A 22984-nucleotide genomic window follows, 5' to 3' on the forward strand; every position below is an offset into this window, starting at 1 on the left:
TTTAACAAAAAAAATTTTTTTGTTAAAAAAATTTGAAAAATAAAAAAAAAGTGATATAATACTGCATATGGATTTTTTCGAAGAAAATTTAATAAAAAAGAATGCTTGAATAAAAGGTTCTAAATGATATTTGCCACTAATTTTATTTTAATATATGGAGGACAAAATGGAGAAAGTTTATCAAGGGAAAACAAAGAATGTTTACAAATTAGAGAATGGAAACTTCTTATTAGAGTTTAAGGATGACTGTACTGGAAAAGATGGAGTATTCGATCCAGGTGAAAACGCAGTTGGTTTAACAATCGAAGGAATTGGAAAAGCTAACTTAAAAATGTCTGAATATTTCTTTGAAATTCTTAACAATGCTGGAGTAAAAACTCATTACATATCAGCTGATTTAGACAAGGGAACAATGGAAGTTGTACCAGCTAAACCTTTTGGAAAAGGATTAGAAGTAATTTGCCGTTTTAGAGCTGTTGGAAGTTTTTATCGTCGTTATGCTGAATACATTAAAGAAGCAGGTGAACTTTCTGCATATGTAGAAACTACATTTAAAAATGATAAGCTAGGAGATCCATTAGTAACAAAAGATGGTTTAGTAGCATTAGGTGTTATGACTGCTGAGCAATATGATTCTATGAAAGAGAGAACTCAAAGAATCTCTACAATAGTAAAAGATGAACTAGCTAAAAAAGGTTTGGACCTTTATGATATTAAATTTGAATTCGGAATAGACAATGCTGGAGAGGTAATCTTAATAGATGAGATCGCTTCAGGAAATATGCGTGTATATAAGGATGGAGTAATTGTTAATCCAATGGATTTAACAGAAATGTTCTTCGCATAAGATAAAAGATTAAATTAACAGAGGGATTTTTTCTCTCTGTTTTTTTATTATAAAGTTATGGATTTAATAATTTAAAAGAATTTTTAAAAGATAATAAAAATAAGAAAAAATTTTTAAGTTTTTTATTAATTAGGATTATAAAATTATCTTTAATATTAAATTGTAGTGAAATAAAAAAATTTTTATATTAAAAATAAATAGGATTTAAATCTATATTTTTATAAAAAATTAATTTTCTAGAGATATTAAAAATAAAAAAAGATGCAATCAATGCATCTTTTTTATCTATATTTATAGATAAGTTTAAATATCAGAAAGAACTTTTATAACTTTTCCAACAACATTAAAATTTTCTCCCGGACCGATATAGATAGGGGAATAATTTGGATTATCACTAACAAGAGCGATATAATTTTTAGTTATTTTTAATCTTTTTACATAGGCTTGATCATCTATGAAAAAAGCTCCAATTTCTCCATTTTTAACAGTCATATTTTTTTTACAAATAATAATAGAACCATTTTTTATAGTAGGTTCCATAGAATCTCCAACAACATTTACAGCAAAAATATTTTGGCTTGAATTATTTAACCCAGGTAACATAATATAATCTTCAATATCATTGTCTGTAAAAGCTCCTAAACCAGCAGAGATTCTTTCAAAAAGTGGGATAGCATTATCAGATATTTCAGTAAGTTGTTTTGCACTATTTTTTTTATTAGTTTTAATTTCAGTTTTTAATTTTTCGATTTTATCAACTATAATTTTAGGTGTTCTTTCAATAGCAGCTAAGTAAAGCATATATTCTTGTTCTTCAGGGCTAAGATTTAAACAACTAGCCATTCTAAAAAGAATATCTTCACTAGGTGGATTTTTTACCTCTCCTCTTTCAATAGAGTTGAAATATGATTGAGTTATATTTATCATTTTAGCAAATTTATTTTGACTTATTCCCAAAGATTCTCTTTTTTCTTTTAAATATTCTGTAAAGGTCAAGATAGTACCTCCTTTTTAATTTATAATTTCTTATAAATAATTATACTATATTTTTAGATAGAATGCAATAAGATTAAAATTCTATTGACAAAAATAGATAAGTATATTATAATTCTATTATAGATAATTATAGTTAAACTTAAAGGGGGAATTTTTATGAAAATACTTATAAAAAATAAAAAATGGAATGTCTTTTTAGGAAATACAGTATTAGAATGTGATGTAAATCAAAAAGAGGGAATATTTTTTATAAAATTTGAGTATGGAAATAAAATTGTGAAAATAAAAAGTAAGAATATAGATAATACTTTAAGACACCTAGAAGAAGTTTTTAATGAAATGGAAATACACAAAGAATTAAAAGAAAGAATAGCAATATAAAAAACCACTTAAAATTAATTAAGTGGTGAAGTAAATCTATTTTAAAATTTCATATATTTTTTTCAAATCAAGATTAAGACGCATTAATTTAGCAAGTTTTTTTAGTTCGGTTTCTTGATGAGTTTCCATATTTACATAATCTAAAATTGGTTCTAGTCCTTTTTTTGATCTAAGTTTATTTAAAAACTTTCTAGTAAATTTAGGGGAGTTAAATAATCCGTGAATATAAGTTCCAATAATATTATCTTTACAAATAAGGGCAAAATTATCTTCACCAGTAACAGAAAACTTAGAATCTTCACCAGTTGTGACTCCTTGGTGAATTTCACAACCACTTACTGTAATACCATCAAACCCTTCTAAAATACCAGTACAATTAGTTAAAGTTTTAGTAACTTGTTTTGTATATTTTTTTTCTTTCATATTTGTTGTCATATTAAGGATTCCTAAAGTTTCAGCTTTTATAAAAGAACTTTCAACTTGTTTTAAATCTTTTATAGCTTTACCAAGCATTTGGAAACCACTGTGAATAGCCACAACAGGAGTTCCTTTGTTTATATAATCAACAATTCCTTGAGTGATTTTTCTTGCTTCTATAAGAGTATAATCATAAATAGCATTTTTACTTCCTGGTAAAATAATAAGATCAAAATCTCCAGTAAGTTGCTCTTTTGAATTTATATATGTTAAATTAACATCTTCATAAACTAGAAGTGAGGTAAAATCAGTGGAATTTGATAATTTTTCAAAATTAATAACTGCTATATTTAAATCTTTTTTAGCCTTTTCGTCCTTTGGAGAAAAATTATAGCTGTCTTCATTTTCTAAATCTAAATCAATATATGGTAAAATTCCAAGACAAGGGACATTAAGATTATTAGATTTTAGTTTTTCTTCTAGTAGACTGACCCCTTCTATTAATAAAGAGGTATCTCCTCTAAATTTATTTAAAATATATCCTTTTATCCTATCTCGATCAGCCTTATCTAAAAGCATAAGAGTTCCAAAGATAGATGCAAAAACTCCCCCTCTTTCAACATCGGCCACTAAAATAACATTTGAGTCAGCAATTTCTGCCATTCCCATATTGACAATATCATTTTTTCTAAAGTTTATTTCGGCAGGACTTCCAGCCCCCTCAATTACTCCAATTTCAAAATTTTCTTTTAAAATATTATAGTTTCTAACAATTATTTCTCTAAATAGAGGGTTATTTTTATAATATTCTTTTGCTTGCATATTTTTAAAAGGAATACCTTCTAGTATAACTTGAGAAGAATTATTATCACCAGTCGGTTTTAAAAGAATCGGATTCATAAAAGCTTTAGGTGTTGTATTGGCAGCTTCGGCTTGAATAACTTGAGCTTTACTCATTTCCTTTCCATCTTCATCAACAAAAGAGTTTAAAGCCATATTTTGCGACTTAAAAGGTGCTACTTTATAGCCATCTTGAGAAAAGATTCTACATAAGCCGGCAGTTAAAACAGATTTTCCAACTGATGAACCAGTTCCTTGTAACATAATTTTTTTGTGCATATATTAATACCTCATAATTTTTTATTTATCAATCAATTATAGTATATTATAAAATTAGAAAAAAATAAATATTTTTTATATAATAAGTGATTAAATTCGGAATAAGGTCACTTATTTTTTATTTTGTTATATTTTGTTGTTTACAATAATTTCTAGGAGTCATATTAGTATATTTTTTAAAAACTTTTGTAAAATGACTTAAATCATTAAAACCACAATCATAAGCAATTTCTGTAATAGATAATTGAGATTCTTTTAATTTTTCTTTAGCGCATTCAATTCTATAATAATTTAGATATTCAATAGGACTAGTTTGAGTAATTTCTTTAAAAAATTTACAAAAATAATTCATATTTAGATCTAGAGAGTCTGCTAAATCTTTTAATGATATATCATACATATATTTTTGTTGGATAAATAAAATAACTTTTTTTATTTGTAACAATTTTTTTTGATCCTTAGATTTAAATTCTAAATTGTTAGTAAATAAATTAAGTTCTTTAACAATTCCAAGAAAGTAATAAAAAAGTCCATAAAACTTTAGTTTATATCCTGGAGCTTGATTTTTTATTGTTTGAAAAATATTTTCTAAAATAGCATGAGAGGTTTTATCCTTTTCAGAATATAATATTTGAATTTCCTTCTTAAAACTAATAATACTATTAATAAAAGTATTAGAAAAATTAATTTCTTTTCTAAAATAAGATAGATCAAAAACAAGACATTCATAGGCACAATTTTTAGGAATTCCAGAATGAATGAATCCACTGTTAATAAAGGCTATGTCTCCTTTGCTTAAATAATAAGTTTCAGCATTAATATTTAATTCAAAACTTCCCTGTAAAATTCTAATAAACTCACATTCGTTATGCCAATGAATATCCATATTATATCTAGGGTGAGTATAATTTACAGGATAATAGGCAACAGGAAAAGCTTTTGTTCCATGAGAGATTTTTTCTTTGAATTCGATATTTTTCATATTTTACCTCCAGTTCAAATAATAATGTTTAACAAAAATATTTAAGCTTTTAAATTTTTCTTCATAATAAATTATATATTTATTTTAATAAAAAAAATAAAAAAGTGAAAAAAAGACGAATTAATACTAATATATCACAAGAAAAAAACAAAAATCAAGTATAAAATAAAAATATAATAAATATTTTTAAAAAGAAATAACTAGAATCAGTATTAAGTATTCTCTTATAGTGCACATTTTAAGAAGAAGTTCAAAAAAGTTTAAGGAGGAGAAAATGTTAAAAAACGTACCAAAAATTATTTCACCTGAATTATTAAAAGTTTTATGTGAGATGGGACACAGTGATTATTTAGTTATTGCTGATGGAAATTTTCCAGCTGAAAGTATTGGAAAAAATTGTAAAGTAATAAGAATGGATGGTCATGGAACTCCAGAAGTATTAGATGCAATACTACAATTATTTCCTTTAGACAAGTATGTAAAATCACCAGTTGGTTTAATGGAAGTTATGAAAAATGATCCAGTGGAAACACCTATTTGGGATGAATACAAAAAAATAGTAAAAAAATACGAAGACAGGGGCGATGTTTTCGAAGAAATAGAAAGATTTAAATTTTATGAAAAAGCTAAAGGAGCTTATTGCATAGTAGCAACTGGCGAGAGTGCTTTATATGCAAATATAATATTACAAAAGGGCGTAATTTAAAATAATATAAGGAGGATTTAAAATGGGGTTTGAAAATACAGGGGCAGTAATTAATGAAAATATAGTAGTAGAAAAAAAAGAAAAAGTAGAAGTAGTAGAAAAAAAATATAGATTGACTTTTATAATGTTGGTTTCTTGTTTCATATTATGGGGGCTTTTAAATAATATGACAGATAACTTGGTTCCAGCATTTGGAAAGATTTTTATGATGTCAGCAGTTGACTCATCACTTGTACAGTTTGCCTTCTATGGTTCTTATGCAGTTCTAGCAATTCCAGCAGCATTAATAATTAAAAAATATACATTTAGACATGGAGTTTTGATAGGATTAGGATTTTATATAATAGGAGCCTTAGGATATATCCCAGCAGCAATATTACAAAATTATAATATATTTTTAGTTTCTATCTTTATACTTGCAGGAGGATTATCAATACTTGAAACAACTTGTAATCCATTTGTAATATCTTTAGGTGATGAAGAGACAAGTATAAGAAGAATAAATTATGCACAAGCATTTAATCCTTTAGGATCTTTAGTTGGACTATTTATGGCTAAGTTTTTAATCTTAGGAAATTTAAATCCAGCAGATTACAATGAGAGATTACTAATGGAACCTAAAGTTTTAGAATCAATAAGAGTAAAAGAATTATTCTGGGTTTGTGTTCCATATGTAGGACTTATAATAATAGCTTTTATCATTTGGGTATTTTTCTTAAAAAATAAATCTTCACAAAAAGATGAAGATGGAGAGTTAAATTTTGGACAATCTTTAAAAACATTATTAGCAAATAAAAGATATGTATTTGGTGTAATTGCACAGTTCTTCTATGTAGGAATGCAAATAGCTGTATGGACTTGGATGACAAAATATGTAATGACTTTAACAAATTGTGATGAAGCAACAGCAGTAAATAAATATTTATATGCAATGTTCTTATTTATTGGAATGCGTTGGTTATGTACTTACTTAATGAAAATATATATGCCAGCAAGATTGATGACAGGAATTGCATTATTAGGAATATTAATAACTTTTGGAACAATTTATTTACCAAGTAATTTATCAATAATTTGTTTAATGTTAATTTCAGGTTGTATGTCACTAATGTTCCCAACTATTTATGGAATAGCTTTAAGAGGATTAAAAGAAGAAGTAAAATTAGGAGCAGCTGGTCTTATTATGGCTATATTAGGTGGAGCAATAATAACACCTTATATGGGAAAAGTAATAGATAAAGCAAGCTTTTCATCTTTAGCTCCAATGTATTCAGGAGTTGAGGCAGCAGTAAGAACAAGTTACTATGTTCCATTAGTATGTTTTGTAGTAGTATTTTTATATGGACTTTTCAATAGTAAAAAAAATAATTAATATATAAGTTAATAGTTTATAAAAGGAGTACAGAGATGGCTAACAGAATAATATTAAATAATGTTTCATATCACGGAAAAGGAGCAATACAAGCTATACCAGAAGAGGTAAAATCAAGAGGATTTAAAAAAGCATTTGTTTGTAGTGATCCAGACTTAGTAAAATTTAATGTAACTAAAAAAGTAACAGATTTATTAGATGCAAATAATTTAGAGTATGTTTTATACTCAAATATAAAACCAAATCCAACAATAGAAAATGTTAAAACAGGAGTTGCGGAATTTAAAAAATCGGGTGCAGATTATATTATATCAGTTGGTGGTGGATCATCAATGGATACAGCAAAAGCTGTGGGAATAATTATTAATAACCCTGAGTTTGAAGATGTTAGAAGCTTAGAAGGTTGTGCGCCTACTAAAAACCCAACAGTTCCAACAATAGCAGTAGCAACAACTGCAGGAACAGCAGCAGAAGTAACAATAAACTATGTTATTACTGATGTAGAAAAAGAAAGAAAATTTGTATGTGTTGATCCACATGATATGGCTATGATAGCAATATCAGATCCAGATATGATGGCAACAATGCCAAAAGGTTTAACTGCAGCAACAGGAATGGATGCATTAACACATGCTATTGAAGGTTATACAACAAAAGCAGCTTGGGAAATGACAGATATGTTCCACGTAAAAGCTATTGAACTTATTGCTAAAAATTTAAGAGGTTCTGTAAATAATGAGGATAAAGGAAGAGAGGGAATGGCTCTAGCACAATATGTAGCAGGAATGGGATTCTCAAATGTTGGATTAGGAATTGTTCACTCAATGGCTCATCCTTTAGGAGCTTTATATGATACACCACATGGAGTAGCAAATGCTATTATTTTACCAACAGTAATGGAATACAATGCTGAGTATACAGGAGATAAATATAAAACAATAGCAAAAGCATTTGGAGTAGAAAATGTTGACTCAATGACTCAAGAGGAGTATAGAGTAGCAGCAGTAGAAGCAGTAAAAAAATTATCAGAAGATGTAGGAATTCCTAAAAACTTAAAAGGAATAGTAAAAGAAGAAGACTTAGACTTCTTAGCAAAATCAGCATTTGAAGATGTGTGTACAGGTGGAAATCCAAGAGATACATCAATAGAGGAGATAAAAGAGCTTTATAGATCATTAATTTAGTGATGGAGGAAAAAATGAAATATTCTTTGGCTTTTGATTTAGGAGCTACATCAGTAAGAGGAATACTAGGTCATATAGAAGATGGAATTTTAAAAACAGAAGAAGTTTTAAGATTTTCTCATGACAGAATAAAAGGCGATGGGCGTAGTCGTTGGGATTGGGAAAAAATAATAGGAAATATAGAAGAAACAATATTAAAATATGGAGAAAATATTGAAAGTATAGGGATTGATACATGGGGTGTTGATTTTGGAATAATAGATAAAGAGGGAAATTTATTAGAAAATCCAGTTTCATATAGAGATATTTATAATGGTGAAGGATTTAAAGAAGCTCAAAAAACGATGAGTTTAAAAGATATCTTTATGGAAACAGGAAATCAAATAATGTCAATAAATACTCTGTTTCAACTACTATATTTAAAAAAAGAGAATAAAAATTATAATAAAATTTCAAAACTTTTAATGCTACCTGATTTAATAAACTATTATTTAACAGGAAAAACTTTTACAGAGATGACAATAGCTTCAACTACACAAATATTTGATTTAAATAAAAAAGAATTTAATAAAAATTTATTAGAAAAATATAAAATAAATGAAGATATTTTTCCAGAGGTTATAGAGCCAGGAAGGGTAGTAGGAAGTACTAAAAATTCAAAATTAGAATCTTTAAGAAAATTTGATATACCTGTAATATCAACAGCTTCTCATGATACAGCTAGTGCAGTTCTTTTAACAAAAGCATACACAGATAGAGATACATTATTTTTATCTTGTGGAACTTGGTCTTTAATTGGATGTCTTTCTGACAATCCAATAATATCAGAAGAGGTTTATGAAAATTCATTAACAAATGAAACAGGTTACAATCTTTCAAATATGTTCTTTAAAAATATAACAGGGTTATATATTTTAGAAAAATTAAAAACACAACTTGAAAAAAAATTAGGTTTAGAGATTTCTTTTGAAGAAATTAGTGATTATGTAACGAAATGTGAAGTAACTGATATAGTAGATGTAGATAATGAGGTTTTCCAACAGGATGAATTTGATGCTATAACTGAAATTGATAATTTAATTGGAAGACCACTAGATAATGATTTTGATTATTTTAAAGTTATTTATGAAAGTTTAGTTGAAAAATATTTACAAACTATAGAAAAAGTAAAATTATTTGTAAAAAAAGATTTTAAAAGAATTCATATGATAGGTGGAGGAGCAAAATCAAAACTATTATGTCAGTTAATAGCTGATAAAACAGGATTAAATATAATAGCTGGACCTTTTGAAGCTACTGCTTATGGAAATTTAATAATACAGAAGATGAATTTGGGCGAGATAAAAAATCTAGAAGAAAGTTTTAAGATAATAGAAAAAACATCAGAAGTATTTAATTATAAAAAAAATTAGGAGGAATTACCATGAATTATCCAAAAATAGGAATTAGACCAACAATAGACGGAAGAAGAGGAGAAATAAAAGTTAGAGAATCTTTAGAAGAGCAAACAATGAATATGGCAAAATCAGCTGCTAAATTATTTGAAGAAAATCTAAGATATTCAGATGGAACACCAGTTCAAGTTGTAATAGCAGATACAACAATTGGACGTGTTAATGAAGCAGCAGCTTGTGCGGAAAAATTCAGAAGAGAGAATGTTGATATTACATTAACAGTAACTCCTTGTTGGTGTTATGGTTCAGAAACAATGGATATGGATAAAATGACTATAAAAGGAGTATGGGGATTTAATGGTACTGAAAGACCAGGAGCTGTATATTTAGCAGCTGTTTTAGCAGGACATGCTCAAAAAGGATTACCAGCTTTTGGAATTTATGGACATGAGGTTCAGGATGCTGATGACACATCTATACCAGAAGATGTAAAAGAAAAATTATTAAGATTTGGTAGAGCAGCATTAGCAGCAGCACAAATGAGAGGAAAAAGTTATTTACAAATAGGTTCTATATGTATGGGAATTGCTGGTTCAATAATCGATCCTAACTTTATAGAAGAATATTTAGGAATGAGAGTAGAATCAGTAGATGAAGTTGAAATCATAAGAAGAATGACAGAAGAAATTTATGATAAAGAAGAATTTGCAAGAGCAATGGAATGGACTAAAAAATATTGTAAAGAAGGATTCGATAAAAACCCTGAAAAAATGCAAAATCCTCGTGAAATAAAAGATGAGCAATGGGAATTTGTAGTTAAAATGATGATAATCATTAAAGATTTAATGAAAGGAAATAAAAATTTACCAGAAGGAAGAGAGGAAGAAATGTCTGGACACAATGCAATTGCTGCAGGATTCCAAGGACAAAGACAATGGACAGACTTCTATCCTAATGGAGACTTTGCTGAAGCATTATTAAACTCAAGTTTTGACTGGAACGGAACTCGTGAACCAATGGTATTAGCAACTGAAAATGACGTTTTAAATGGAATAGGAATGTTATTTGAAAAATTATTAACAAATAAAGCTGCTTTATTCTCAGATGTAAGAACTTATTGGAGTGGAGATGCAGTAAAACGTGTTACTGGATATGAACTAGAAGGAGTTGCTAAAGAAGCAGACGGATTCTTACACTTAATAAACTCAGGGGCATCAGCACTTGATTATGCTGCTGAAGCAAAAGATGAAAATGGAAATAGATGTATAAAACCTTTCTATGAAATGACAGATGAAGATGTAGAGAATAGTTTAAAAGCTACAACTTGGAACCCAGCAGATTTAGGATACTTTAGAGGTGGAGGATATTCTTCTAGATTTTTAACAGATGCAGAAATGCCTATGACAATGATCAGACTATGTTTAGTAAAAGGATTAGGACCAATGCTTCAAATTGCTGAAGGATACAGTGTAAAATTACCTACTGAAGTAACAGAAAAATTATGGAAAAGAACAGATTATACTTGGCCTTGTACATGGTTTGCACCAATTTGTAATGGTGAAAAAGGAATGTTTAAATCAGCTTATGATGTAATGAATAACTGGGGAGCAAACCACGGAGCAATAGTACATGGACATATTGGAGCAGATTTAATAACTCTAGCTTCTATTTTAAGAATACCAGTAGCTGCTCATAATGTACCTGAAGAAAAAATATTTAGACCTGCGGCTTGGAATGCATTTGGAATGGATAAAGAAGGACAAGACTACAGAGCATGCCAAACTTATGGACCATTATTTAAATAGAAATTAAGCAAAAAAGGAGTCAAAATTATGTTAATGCAAGAAGCTCGTAAAGAGATAGTAGAATATGGAAAAAAATTAGTTACATCAAATCTTACAAAAGGAACTGGTGGAAATCTAAGTGTTTTTGATAGAGAAAAAGGATATATGGCTATAACTCCATCAGGAATAGATTTCTTTGAAATAAAAGAAGAAGATATCGTTATACTTGATTTAGATGGAAATATAGTTGAGGGAGACAGAACACCATCAAGTGAATGGGAAATGCACCTTCTACAATATAAAGAAAGAACAGATTTAGATGCAGTAATTCATGCCCATACAACATATGCAACAGTATTGGCTTGTTTACGTCAAGAGCTACCAGCAACTCATTATATGATAGCTGTAGCTGGAAAAAATGTTAGATGTGCAGAATATGCTACTTATGGAAGTCATGAATTAGCTGTAAATGCAACTAAAGCAATGAAAGATAGAAGAGCTGTTATTTTAGCAAATCATGGAATACTAGCTGGAGCAAATGATTTATTAAATGCTTTTAATATAATAGAGGAGATAGAATATTGTTCTCAAATTTATTATATGGCTAAAAGTATAGGAGAACCAGTAGTTTTACCAGATGAAGAAATGGAATTAATGGCAGAAAAATTTAAAACTTATGGTCAAAGAAAAAAAAGATAACTAGCCCTTGACAAAATATAATACAAAAATGCTAACAAGAAAAAACTTGTTAGCATTTTTATTTTATAAATAATAATTTATTATAAAGTCTAGAATAGTATTTAATTTTAACTAAATAATAAAAAATGAGAGGAGAATAATTTTCTCCTCTCAATTAACTAATCAATTAATCTTTTAAATTAGCAAGAAGATCAGCTAGTTTATCAACAGCTTCTTGTTCGTCTTCTCCAGTAGCATAAACAGTAACTTGAGTTCCTTTTTTTATACCTAAAGAAAGAAGTTTTAAAAGAGATGTTCCTTTAACTTTTTTTCCTTCAGCATTTTCAACTTCAATAGCTGATTTGAAAGTTTTAGCTAAGCTAACAAATTCATTTCCAGGTCTAGTATGAAGTCCAGTTTCATTTGTAATTATAACAGTTTTAGATAACATATTTAACCTCCAGATATAAATAAATATTCTATTTATGATTGAATAAAATAAATCCTGTACTATAAATATAATATATCATAACAAAAAAATTGTCAATGAAAAAATATTTTAACTTAATGAAATAGCTAGAAAAAATACAGTTAGTATCAAAATTAGATTAGTCTTTTTTGAAGTGCTTTCTTCTTTCTGCATCAGTTAAATATTTTTTTCTAAGTCTTATAAAGTTAGGTGTAACTTCAACATATTCATCATCAGATATATAATCTAATGCTTGCTCAAGAGTTAATTTTCTAGGAGGAGCAAGTTTAACTGCATCGTCTGTTCCGGAAGCTCTTGTATTTGTTAATTTTTTAGTTTTACATGCGTTTACAATAAGGTCATTTTCTTTAGCGTGTTCCCCAACGATCATACCTTCATAGATATCAATACCAGGAGCTATAAATAATTCTCCTCTTTCTTGGATAGCATTAAGAGCATAAGCAATGGAAACTCCAGTTTCAGTAGCTATAAGAACACCTTTCTTTCTACTTGCAATAGGTCCTTTGTATGGCTCGAAGTCATAGAAAGAGTGGTTTAATATTCCAGATCCTTTTGTATCAGTTAAAAATTCATTTCTATATCCAATGATTCCTCTTGAAGGAATTTTGAACTCAAGACGAGTGTATCCATCTTGACCTGGAGTCATAGAAACAAGTTCTCCTTTTCTAGAACCTAATTTTTCAATAACAATTCCAGTGAAAGAGTCTTCAACATCTATAAGAGCCATTTCGATAGGTTCATAAGTTTTACCATCTATTTCTTTGTAGATAACACTTGGTTTAGAAACTTGAACTTCATAACCTTCTCTTCTCATATTTTCAAGAAGTATAGATAATTGAAGTTCTCCTCTACCTTTTACAACGAAAGCGTCAGGAGAGTCAGTAGCTTCTACTTTCATACTTACGTTCTTTTGTAATTCTTTTTGAAGTCTATCCCAGATATTTCTAGAAGTTACATATTTTCCATCTTTTCCAGCAAATGGAGAAGAGTTTACCATAAATGTCATAGAAAGAGTAGGCTCATCTATATCTATTAAAGGAAGAGCAACTGGTTCGTTTATATCAGCAACAGTTTCTCCAATATCTATATTAGAAAGTCCTGCTATTGAAACGATCTCTCCACAGTAAGCTTCTTCAACTTCAACTTTATTAAGTCCTTCATATCCATAGATTATAGATATTTTACTTCTTACCATAGATCCATCTCTTTTTATAAGCATAACATCTTGGTTTCTTTTCATTTTTCCATTGTGAACTTTTCCAACTGCTAATTGTCCAACATAGTTGTCATATTCAATATTAGTGATTAAGAATTGAAGTGGTTTATTAACATCTCCACTTGGATCGTCAACTTCACTTAAAATAGTTTCAAATAAAGGGATCATATTTGTATCAGTATCTTCTAGTTCTCTCTTAGCAAATCCACCTTTTCCTGAAGCATAAAGAACAGGGAATTCTAATTGGTGCTCATTTGCATTAAGTTCGATAAATAGATCATAAACCATATAAAGAACCTCTTCAGGTCTTGCATTTGGTTTGTCAACTTTGTTAACAACAACGATAGGTCTGTGTCCTTGCTCAAGAGCTTTCTTTAAAACATATTTTGTTTGAGGCATTGGACCTTCAAAAGCGTCAACAAGTAGAATAACAGAATCTACCATTTTCATAATTCTTTGTACTTCTCCACCAAAGTCAGCGTGCCCTGGAGTGTCGATTATGTTGATTTTATAATCTTTGTATTTAACAGAAGCATTTTTAGAGAAAATAGTAATTCCTCTTTCACGCTCAATATCGTTAGAGTCCATAACTCTTTCAGAAACTTTTTCAAGTTCATGAGCTCCAAAAACACCAGCTTGTTTTAAAAGACAATCAACAAGAGTAGTTTTTCCATGGTCAACATGGGCAATAATTGCAATATTTTTGATTTTCATAAATCTCCATCCTTATATAATTTAATAATATTTATAACCTTTTAATCTCTCAGAAATAACATTTCCAAGTCCTAAAAATTCTTTAGAATCTTTATAATAAATTTTATAAAAACCGTCTGAATTTTCTTTTGAAATAAGGGTATTTCCATTTAAAAATAAAGTTTTATTTTTTTCACCCTCTATCTCAATAGAAGGAAAATTAAAATAATCTTCAACAGTTCTAGCAAATGAAAAATCATTTTTTGAGTGCATATCTTCAATCTCTTCTAAAGTAAAACTTTTTTCTAATTTTTCATTTCCAACAGATGTTCTTTGTAATGATGTCATTGTGGCAAAAGTTTTTAACTCCATTCCTATATCAAATATAAGAGAACGAATATAAGTCCCTTTTGATACTTTACAAGAAATTTTTCCATTGACTCCATCAAAAGATAATAGTTTTAAAGAAAATATATTAATATCTCTAGCTTCTCTTTCAATAGTTTCTCCACGACGAGCTAAATCATAAAGTTTTTGTCCATTTATTTTTATAGCTGAGTACATAGGAGGGACTTGTTTTATATTTCCAGTAAATTTTTTCAAAACATTTTCAATTTCTTCAGAAGTAACATTAAAATTTTCAACAGATTCAATAACTTTTCCCTCAATATCATAGGTATCAGTAGCAAATCCAAGCTTAAATTCAGCAATGTATTCTTTCTCAAGTTTTTCAATATCTTGAACAAGTCTTGTAGCTCTTCCAGTACAAATGACCAATACTCCAGTAGCTAAAGGATCAAGAGTACCAGTGTGTCCTATTTTTTTTATTTTTAAAATTTTTCTAAGTCTTCTAACAACATCAAATGATGTAATACCAGAAGGTTTATTGATATTAATAATTCCGTCCAACTTATCAACCCCACATTTAATCTTACACAATATTATATCATAAAAATCAAAATATGGAAAATAAAAAATAGAGAGATTTTCTCTCTATTTCTTAATTGTATTATTTAAGTTAAAAAAGTTTACTTTTGATTCTCAGGATAAAGGATAACCTGTGTATAACTATCAGATTTTATAAAAGTTTTTTCAAAATTTTGAATATTTTCTTTCGTAATTAATTGATTGTATTCTTTAGGAGTAAGAGTTTTGTAATCATCTCCCTCAATAATTTTTTTAGTTAAGTAATTAATCCAATAATCATTTATTTCTTGATTACTTTCATAAGAAAGTTTGTAATTTTTTAATATGCTATTGAAAGCACCCTCATTAATATATCCATTTAAAACTTTATCAATCTCAGAGTGTATCTTATCAAGAACCAATTTTTCTTTTTTAGGATCTGTTGAGAAATAAATATCTAAATATCCCTTTTCATATTTAGAGAAATGTGAGTTTACACCGATTCCATAAACTCCGGAAATTTTTTCTCTTATTTCTTCTGTGAATGTTATTCTTAAAATCTTTGTTATTGCAGAAAGTATACGCTGATTTTCTAAAGAATAGTCTTTATATATAGGGTATTTAATATTGACAGTTATTTTTTTATCATTTCCCTTTGTGACAGATCCAGTAACGATATTTTCAGGGTAAGATATATCTAAATTTTTCCAACTTTCTTCATAAGGAATATCAGTTGGAAGAGAGGCAAAATATTTTTCAAGAATAGGAGTAAGTTCAGATTCTTTTATATTTCCTATTACAATACCAGAATATCCATTGAAATTTTTAAATTTTTTAGAGAAAAGATCAAGCATACTCTCTTCAGAAAAATATGCAATATCTTTATCAGAAAGATTTTTTTTATACGGATGATTATTATAAAAAAGTTCTGTAATCTTGTCATCAAAAACAATGGAAGGATTATTATTTTTATTTTTTATTAAAAGTTTTAAACTTCTCATATTGATATCATAAAGATTAGATGATAATTTAGGATTTCTTACAAGGTATGAGAAATATTTTAAAGCCTCATCTAAATTAGATTTTTCAGATGCTATATCTATTTCTTCAGAATAATTATTTATTTTCGGAGAAATTCTGAAATTTTTTCCTTTAAAGTATGCATCTAAAGTTTCAACACTGATATTTTCAACTCCAGAAGAATTAATTAACTCACAAGCTAAATAAGAGTTTATCATCTCTGAATAAGAAAGATTTGAAATTCCCCCTTCTCTAAATAATTTGAAATAAATAGTATCTTCTTTTAAGTTTGTATATTTATAAAGGAATTTTATATTATTAGATAGTATAATCTCCTTATAATCCCCTTTGTTTTTTATAGATTTTATATGTCCAACAGGTAAAAGAGGATCTTTTAATGTTAGATTTAGTTCTTTTTCTTCATCTTTAGTTATTGATGAATTTTTAGCCTCAGTAACCATTTTTTCAAACTCTTCTTTTGAAACATTTTGATTCTCAGGAAGTAATAAAACAAAACGAGTATTATCATTATAAAGTTTATTAGCTATATTTTTTATATCTTTAGTTGTTATAAGAGGAGAATATTTTTTATATAATTTGTAAGAATCTTCAACATTTAAGAATATATCATTATTAATAAAAGCTTTTGAAATATCTTTTACTAAAAGACTATTAGAGAAAGACTCTTTATTTTTAACTTCATTTTCAAGATTCTTTAAAATATTTTCTTTTTCAAGAGAAAGATCAATATTTGAAACCTCAAAATCTTTAAAATATTTTAAAACATTTATTGTTTCTTTTATACCTTCAGAGATTTTATTTTCTTCTATCATAGAAGAGATAGAAACTAAGTTATCTTTAATGTATAGATCACTACCTGATGAACCAGAAAGAATATTCTTAGAAGGTTCTAAAGATTTTTTAGTAAGTCTATTATTTATTAAACTTTTTAAGATTTTTAAAGAAATAGATTCTTTTATAGATTCGTCTGTGTAGTTAGGACTATTATCTAGCCTAAAGAACATATTAAATTCAGGAATTATAATCTCTTTATCTTTAAATATCAAATAATCAGTTGGTAACTCTTTTAAACCATAAACTTGAGGTTTTGTGTATTTTTTATCATCTGAAAAATCAAAATATTTTTTTACAATTTTTTCAGCATATCTTTCATTTACATCACCAACTATAATCACTCCGATATTTTCAGGTCTATACCACTTATCATAATAAGATTTTACAAGATTGTGGTCAGATCCTCTGACAATATCCATATCACCAATAGGAAATCTTTCATTGTATCTAGAGTCATCATATATAACTTTTTTCCAAAAAGAAGTCATTCTCTCTCTAAATCCTTGAGAAAGTCTCCATTCTTCTACAACGATTTCCTTTTCTTCATTAATATCTTCATCAGTAAGAGTAGCGTCAAATACCATCTCCTTTAATATTTTAACCCCCTCTTCAAACTTTCCTTTGTCATCACTAGGAAGTTGAAGTTTATAAACAGTTTCATAAAAAGATGTATGAGCATTTAAATCTCCACCAAAAGAAAGTCCAATCGACTCAAAATATTTCACTATTCCATTTTTTTTATAACTTTTAGTACCATTGAAAACCATATGTTCAAGGAAGTGGGCTATCCCTTTTTGATTCTCTTCCTCTTGTAGAGAACCAGATTTTACAACAACATTTATTGAAACCCTATCTTTTAATCTTTGATTGTTATAGTAGTAGTAAGTTATACCATTGTTTAATTTTTTAATTTTTAAATCTTTTGAATTTTCTATATTTTTAGAAAATGAAAAGACAGAAACAAAAATAAAAAATATAAAAAAAAGTTTTTTTGAAAAATTCATAAGATCACCTATTATAATTTATTTTATATAAAGAACGTATCATTTTTTTTTATTTAAGTCAAGGCATATTTTGAATAAAAAACCACAGAAAAACATCTGTGGTAGAATAAATTTATTTAAATGTTTTAACAAAGTTCATAAGTTTAGGACTAAGTAATCCCTTTTTATATTTACTATGAAGTTTCCACCTGTCATAAGACCACATCCATTGCTCAGGATATTCTTTCATAACAATCTCCATCTCATCAAACATATTTTGCACAGTTTTTTGTACGTTTTCTTTAAATGAAAGAGAAGTGTCTTCAGATTTAGGAACTTTTTTAATATGAACTTCAGTTGTATTATCCTCTTTTAAGATACAGTACATAAGATATAAAGGTCTTTCATATTTTAGAGCAATACTTGCAACACCAGTAGGAGCTGTTGTTTCCTCACCGAAAAACTTAATATCAGTTCCATTACTATCTCTATGATCTGTTAAAAGAATTGGTGTCATACCATCTTTAGCACATTTTATTAACTCTCTACTTGTAGTTTTATTTTTCTGAAGAAGAGTTATATTAAAACGAGTTCTGTTTTTTATTACAAGATCATTTATATATGGGTTTGTTCTATCTTTTGCCACAGTAACAATAGGAAATCTATTGGCTAATTTAACAGGAGCCTCCATATTTCCAAAGTGCATAGCACCAAAAACAACAGGACCATTTTTTATAGCCTCATTTAAAAGTTCTTCATCAGCAATTTTAAAATTATCATCATTTTCTAAATATTTATCAAGCCACATATTTACAAAAAATGCTCTACTCATAGTTTTACAAGATTCAATACCTAATCTTTTTATTTCTTCATTTGTTTTTTCTGGGAAAGCTAGTTTTAAATTTAGAATGGTAATATTTCTAACCTCTCCTACAAGTTTAAAAGCTAAAACTGCCACACTTTCACCTATTTTAAATCTAGTTTTTTCAGGTAAAAGCATAAATATTTTTTCTAAAAATCTAATAATTAAAAATTGAATATAATATATCCCTCTTTTAAAAAAATTTATATTTCTCTCCATATATTATTAATCCCCTTATTACTTTATCAGTTTAGCAAATTCTGTTAAATCTTTTCTTAAAGTTCCTTTTTTATATTGTCTGTAAAAAGTCCATCTGTCGTGCATCCACATCCATTGTTCAGGATACTCTTTGATAACTTTTTCAATTTCATTTATAGTATTTTGAGTAGTGATTTGAACTTTTTCTTTGAAAGATAAAGTTTCATCTTCACATTTTTTAACCTCTTTTATAAAAGCTAAAGTAGAAAAATCTTTTTCATATATACAATAGATTAGATACAAAGGACGATCAAACTTACAAGCTATACTTGTTATACCAGTAGGAGCGATAGTAGGCTCTCCAAAAAATACCACATCAGTTCCACTACCTTTTTGATCTGTTAAAATAGCAATATTTCTATTTTCTTTTGCATATTTGATAAGATCTCTACTTGTACTTCTACTTCTTTGTAAAAGAGTGATATTAAAACATTCCCTATTTTTTACAATTTCATTATTGACATATGGGTTGTTTTGAGTTTTTCCAACTGTAACAATGTTAAATTTTTCACCTATCTTAAGTAAACCTTCCATATTTCCAAAGTGCATATTAGCAGATGCAAAAGGTTGATTTTTTTCTAAGGCCTCAATCATTTCAGGATTTGCTAACTTAAAGTTTCCCTCTTTATTAACATATTTATCAAGCCAAAGAGTTCCGATAAAAGCCTTTCCAATAGTTTTATAAGATTCAATAGCTATTTTTTCCAACTCTTCTAAAGATTTTTCAGGAAAAACTAATTTAAGATTTAATAGTGTTGTAATTCTTCTTGATTTTAAAATTTTATAAGAAAGAACTGAAAGTTTTTCTGCAAATTTGAAACGAGATTTTTCAGGAAAAAGCATAAGTATTGACTTTAAAATTTTAAATAAAATATATTGAATAAAAAATACAAAATTTTTCATTTAATCCCTCCAATCAAAATAATAACGCTTATTATTATACCATATTTTTTAAAAACAATATAGAGAATATGAAAAATATTTGACCTTGACATAAAAGTTTAAATAAACTATCATATAAGAATAATGACAAATGAAGGGAGAATACTATGAATATTAGAGAAATACTTGAAAGAAATCCAATAATACCAGCCTTAAAAAATGAGGAGAATATCGAAGAGGCTATAAAAAGTGGAAGTGAAATTGTATTTATAATAATGTCAAATCTTATGAATATAAAAGATATAGTTTCAAGATTAAAAAGTGAAGGAAAAATAGTATTTGTTCACGCTGATATGGTGGAAGGATTATCAAGTTCAAATTATGGGAAAGAGTTTCTTGTAAATACTATAAGACCAGATGGAATAATAACTACAAAACACAATATGGTTTCATTTGCTCGTAAAAATAATATCTCTGTTATTCAAAGATATTTTATACTAGATTCATTTTCATTTAAAAATACTATCGCACATATTCGTGAAAACAAACCTGATGCAATAGAGATATTACCAGGATTAATGCCTAAGATAATAAAAAGAATCTGTAATCTTGTAAATCTTCCAGTTATAACAGGTGGACTTATAGAGGATAAAGAAGATGTAATGAATGCATTAAAGTCTGGTGCAGAGGGAGTATCAACAACAAAAGTAGAAATATGGTCAATGTAAGATTAATCGTCAGTCCTAAATTTTAAGGATTGACTTTTTTTATTTTTTGAATAAAAAATATGATATAATTTATCTATATTAAAAATAAAAAATGGAGAATTTTATGGAAGATAATTACGATTTAATTTTTAAAAGTATAGAAAATTTAGATAATATAACAGTAAAAGAGTTAAAAAATTTGGAGTCTTTAGAAATTGAAAATATAAAAGATTTATTATATTATTTTCCAAGAGCCTATGATGATAGAACGAATATAAAAAAGATAGAGGAGCTAAGGGGAAATGAATATGTTGTCTTAAAAGTTCAATTTTTAACTGTATCAAATCCTTTTTTACCTTCAAGAGTAAAGATGACAAAAGCAAGGGCTACTGATGGAACAGGGGTAATAGATGTGGTTTGGTTTCAGATGCCATATCTTGCTAAAAGTTTAAAGATAGGTGATGAATATATTTTAATTGGACAGGTAAAACCAGGATATAATTTTCAGATGACAAATCCTGAATTTAAAAAATTAACAAATCAAAAAGAGATGGAAAAGGGAGAAATCTTACCTATATATAGTACAACTAAAAATTTTACTCAAAACTCACTTAGAAAAATTTTAAAGAAAACTTTAATAAATTATTCTAAATATTTAGAGGAAAATATTCCAGATGAAATTGTGGAAAAATATAAGATTCTTTCTAGGAGAGAGGCTTTAAAACAGATACATTTTCCAGAAAATAAAAAATATTTAGAGGAGAGTAAGAGAAGATTTGCAATAGAGGAACTTTTAGTTCTTGAGATGGGAATCTTACAAAATAAATATCTAGGTGGAGATATATTTGAAAGAAAATATAATTTAATAGGAAATAAAGAACTTGTAAAAAAATATTTAAAAAGTTTAAATTTTGATTTAACCAATGCACAAAAAAAAGTTGTAACTGAAATATATAAAGAATTAAATAATGGAATTTATATAAATAGACTTATCCAAGGGGATGTTGGAAGTGGAAAGACAATAGTTGCTATGACTCTACTATTATATATAGTAGAAAATGGATACCAAGGGGTTATAATGGCACCTACTGAGATACTAGCTACACAACACTATCTTTCTATAAAAGATGACTTTGAAAATTTAGGAGTTAGGGTAGAACTTTTAACTGGAAGTGTAAAAGGAAAGAAAAAGGAGAAACTTTTAGAAGATATAAAAAATGGTGAGGTAAAATTAATAATAGGAACTCACGCTCTTATAGAAGATAATGTAGAGTTTAAAAATCTAGGACTTATAGTTATAGATGAACAGCATAGATTTGGTGTTGTTCAAAGAAAAAAATTAAGAGATAAGGGGATATTATCAAACCTTTTAGTAATGAGTGCCACACCTATTCCAAGATCTTTAGCTTTAAGTATATATGGAGATTTAGATGTATCAATAATTGATGAACTTCCTCCGGGAAGAAAACCTATAAAAACTAAATGGATCAATAATGACAGTGATCTTCAAAAAGTTTATGATTTTATAGAAAAAAAATTAAACGAGGGAAGACAGGCTTATTTTATAGTTCCTTTGATAGAGGATAGTGATAAAATATCTGCTAAATCTGTTGAAGAATATAAAAGTGAAATAGAAAATGTATTTTCTGATAAGAGAATTGGTATCTTACACGGAAAAATGAAAAATGCTGAAAAAGATCAAGTAATGCAAGATTTTAAAAATAAAAAATTGGATATTTTGCTTTCGACAACTGTTGTAGAGGTTGGAGTAAATGTTCCCAACGCCTCAATAATTACTATAATAAATGCTGAGAGATTTGGGCTTTCATCACTTCATCAATTGAGAGGAAGGGTAGGAAGAGGGGAATACCAGTCTTATTGTTTTTTAATATCTCATAGTGATAATGATAATACAAAGGCTCGTATGAGAATAATGGAGAAAACAAATGATGGATTTGAGATAGCTGAGGAAGATTTAAGACTTAGAAAAGCTGGAGAAATTTTTGGAGTAAAGCAGTCTGGAATAAGTGATTTAAAATTTATAGATATTACTCAAGATGTAAAAACTATAAAAATGGTAAAAGAGATTTGTATAGAATACTTAAATAAAACTAATGGTATTATAGAAAATAAATATTTGATAAAAGATATTAAAGATAAGTTTAAAGAAACTATTTAAAAAACTTTTAAAAAATAAAAAAGTATGCTAAAATGAATAGTACGATTTGAAAATTTTAAGGAGGAAACGGGAG

At 27.5% G+C, this 22984-nt stretch carries 19 protein-coding genes; 10 read left to right on the forward strand and 9 right to left on the reverse strand.

Annotation, left to right across the window (positions count from 1 at the left end):
- The first annotated feature begins 166 nt into the window (after positions 1-166).
- Entirely contained in the window at positions 167-847 is a 681-nt protein-coding gene (locus Q1J48_RS05105) for a phosphoribosylaminoimidazolesuccinocarboxamide synthase (RefSeq protein ID WP_300328975.1), read from the forward strand.
- Between the two features lie 303 nt (positions 848-1150).
- Here Q1J48_RS05105 and Q1J48_RS05110 read toward each other — a convergent pair whose 3' ends face one another.
- A complete protein-coding gene (locus Q1J48_RS05110) occupies positions 1151-1843 on the reverse strand; it encodes a LexA family transcriptional regulator (RefSeq protein ID WP_300328973.1) in 693 nt (230 codons plus the stop codon).
- Between the two features lie 156 nt (positions 1844-1999).
- Here Q1J48_RS05110 and Q1J48_RS05115 point away from each other — a divergent pair, with 156 nt between their 5' ends.
- On the forward strand, positions 2000-2224 hold the full coding sequence (locus tag Q1J48_RS05115; protein ID WP_300328971.1) for a hypothetical protein: 225 nt from the start codon (positions 2000-2002) through the stop codon (positions 2222-2224).
- A 36-nt stretch (positions 2225-2260) separates the two neighbouring features.
- Here Q1J48_RS05115 and Q1J48_RS05120 read toward each other — a convergent pair whose 3' ends face one another.
- A complete protein-coding gene (locus Q1J48_RS05120; RefSeq protein WP_300361673.1) occupies positions 2261-3760 on the reverse strand; it encodes a cobyric acid synthase in 1500 nt (499 codons plus the stop codon).
- Positions 3761-3878: 118 nt separating this feature from the next.
- On the reverse strand, positions 3879-4742 hold the full coding sequence (locus Q1J48_RS05125) for an AraC family transcriptional regulator (RefSeq protein WP_300361675.1): 864 nt from the start codon (positions 4740-4742) through the stop codon (positions 3879-3881).
- A gap of 274 nt (positions 4743-5016) precedes the next feature.
- On the opposite strand from Q1J48_RS05125, the gene Q1J48_RS05130 reads away from it, so the two are divergent.
- Genes Q1J48_RS05130 through Q1J48_RS05155 form a run of 6 tightly spaced genes read left to right on the forward strand, consistent with a single transcriptional unit; the run spans position 5017 to position 11881 of the window.
- Complete coding sequence (locus Q1J48_RS05130) at positions 5017-5448, forward strand: RbsD/FucU family protein (protein ID WP_300328962.1); 432 nt, start codon at positions 5017-5019, stop codon at positions 5446-5448.
- A 22-nt stretch (positions 5449-5470) separates the two neighbouring features.
- Positions 5471-6820 carry an L-fucose:H+ symporter permease gene (gene fucP / locus Q1J48_RS05135; RefSeq protein ID WP_300361678.1) on the forward strand — a complete coding sequence of 450 codons (1350 nt, stop codon included), beginning with the start codon at positions 5471-5473 and terminating at the stop codon, positions 6818-6820.
- A 35-nt stretch (positions 6821-6855) separates the two neighbouring features.
- Positions 6856-8004, forward strand: a complete 1149-nt coding sequence (fucO, locus tag Q1J48_RS05140) for a lactaldehyde reductase (protein WP_300361681.1) — start codon at positions 6856-6858, stop codon at positions 8002-8004.
- 14 nt (positions 8005-8018) lie between these two features.
- Complete coding sequence (locus Q1J48_RS05145) at positions 8019-9416, forward strand: rhamnulokinase (RefSeq protein ID WP_300361683.1); 1398 nt, start codon at positions 8019-8021, stop codon at positions 9414-9416.
- A gap of 11 nt (positions 9417-9427) precedes the next feature.
- Positions 9428-11203 (forward strand): L-fucose isomerase, encoded by a 1776-nt coding sequence (locus tag Q1J48_RS05150; protein WP_300328950.1) that lies wholly within the window; start codon positions 9428-9430, stop codon positions 11201-11203.
- Positions 11204-11230: 27 nt separating this feature from the next.
- Positions 11231-11881: an L-fuculose-phosphate aldolase gene (locus Q1J48_RS05155; RefSeq protein ID WP_300328947.1), complete on the forward strand. Its 651-nt coding sequence runs from the start codon at positions 11231-11233 to the stop codon at positions 11879-11881.
- Between the two features lie 166 nt (positions 11882-12047).
- On the opposite strand, the gene Q1J48_RS05160 is transcribed toward Q1J48_RS05155, so the two are convergent.
- From Q1J48_RS05160 to Q1J48_RS05185, 6 genes are all read right to left on the reverse strand, one after another.
- Positions 12048-12311, reverse strand: a complete 264-nt coding sequence (locus tag Q1J48_RS05160) for an HPr family phosphocarrier protein (RefSeq protein WP_300328944.1) — start codon at positions 12309-12311, stop codon at positions 12048-12050.
- 157 nt (positions 12312-12468) lie between these two features.
- Positions 12469-14280 carry a translational GTPase TypA gene (typA, locus tag Q1J48_RS05165; protein ID WP_300328940.1) on the reverse strand — a complete coding sequence of 604 codons (1812 nt, stop codon included), beginning with the start codon at positions 14278-14280 and terminating at the stop codon, positions 12469-12471.
- A gap of 21 nt (positions 14281-14301) precedes the next feature.
- Positions 14302-15168 carry a tRNA pseudouridine(55) synthase TruB gene (gene truB, locus Q1J48_RS05170; RefSeq protein ID WP_300361686.1) on the reverse strand — a complete coding sequence of 289 codons (867 nt, stop codon included), beginning with the start codon at positions 15166-15168 and terminating at the stop codon, positions 14302-14304.
- Positions 15169-15287: 119 nt separating this feature from the next.
- Positions 15288-18044 (reverse strand): M16 family metallopeptidase, encoded by a 2757-nt coding sequence (locus Q1J48_RS05175; protein WP_300361689.1) that lies wholly within the window; start codon positions 18042-18044, stop codon positions 15288-15290.
- Positions 18045-18156: 112 nt separating this feature from the next.
- Positions 18157-19104, reverse strand: coding sequence for a lysophospholipid acyltransferase family protein (locus Q1J48_RS05180; RefSeq protein WP_300361691.1), 948 nt, complete (start codon positions 19102-19104; stop codon positions 18157-18159).
- Between the two features lie 18 nt (positions 19105-19122).
- The gene (locus tag Q1J48_RS05185; protein ID WP_300361694.1) at positions 19123-20046 is read right to left on the reverse strand and encodes a lysophospholipid acyltransferase family protein; all 924 of its coding nucleotides are present in this window, start codon (positions 20044-20046) and stop codon (positions 19123-19125) included.
- A gap of 146 nt (positions 20047-20192) precedes the next feature.
- On the opposite strand from Q1J48_RS05185, the gene Q1J48_RS05190 reads away from it, so the two are divergent.
- Positions 20193-20753 carry a glycerol-3-phosphate responsive antiterminator gene (locus Q1J48_RS05190; protein ID WP_300361697.1) on the forward strand — a complete coding sequence of 187 codons (561 nt, stop codon included), beginning with the start codon at positions 20193-20195 and terminating at the stop codon, positions 20751-20753.
- 103 nt (positions 20754-20856) lie between these two features.
- Positions 20857-22911: an ATP-dependent DNA helicase RecG gene (gene recG, locus Q1J48_RS05195; RefSeq protein WP_300361699.1), complete on the forward strand. Its 2055-nt coding sequence runs from the start codon at positions 20857-20859 to the stop codon at positions 22909-22911.
- Positions 22912-22984 lie beyond the last annotated feature (73 nt).

Source organism: Fusobacterium sp., assembly GCF_029258315.1.
Classification (GTDB): domain Bacteria; phylum Fusobacteriota; class Fusobacteriia; order Fusobacteriales; family Fusobacteriaceae; genus Fusobacterium_B.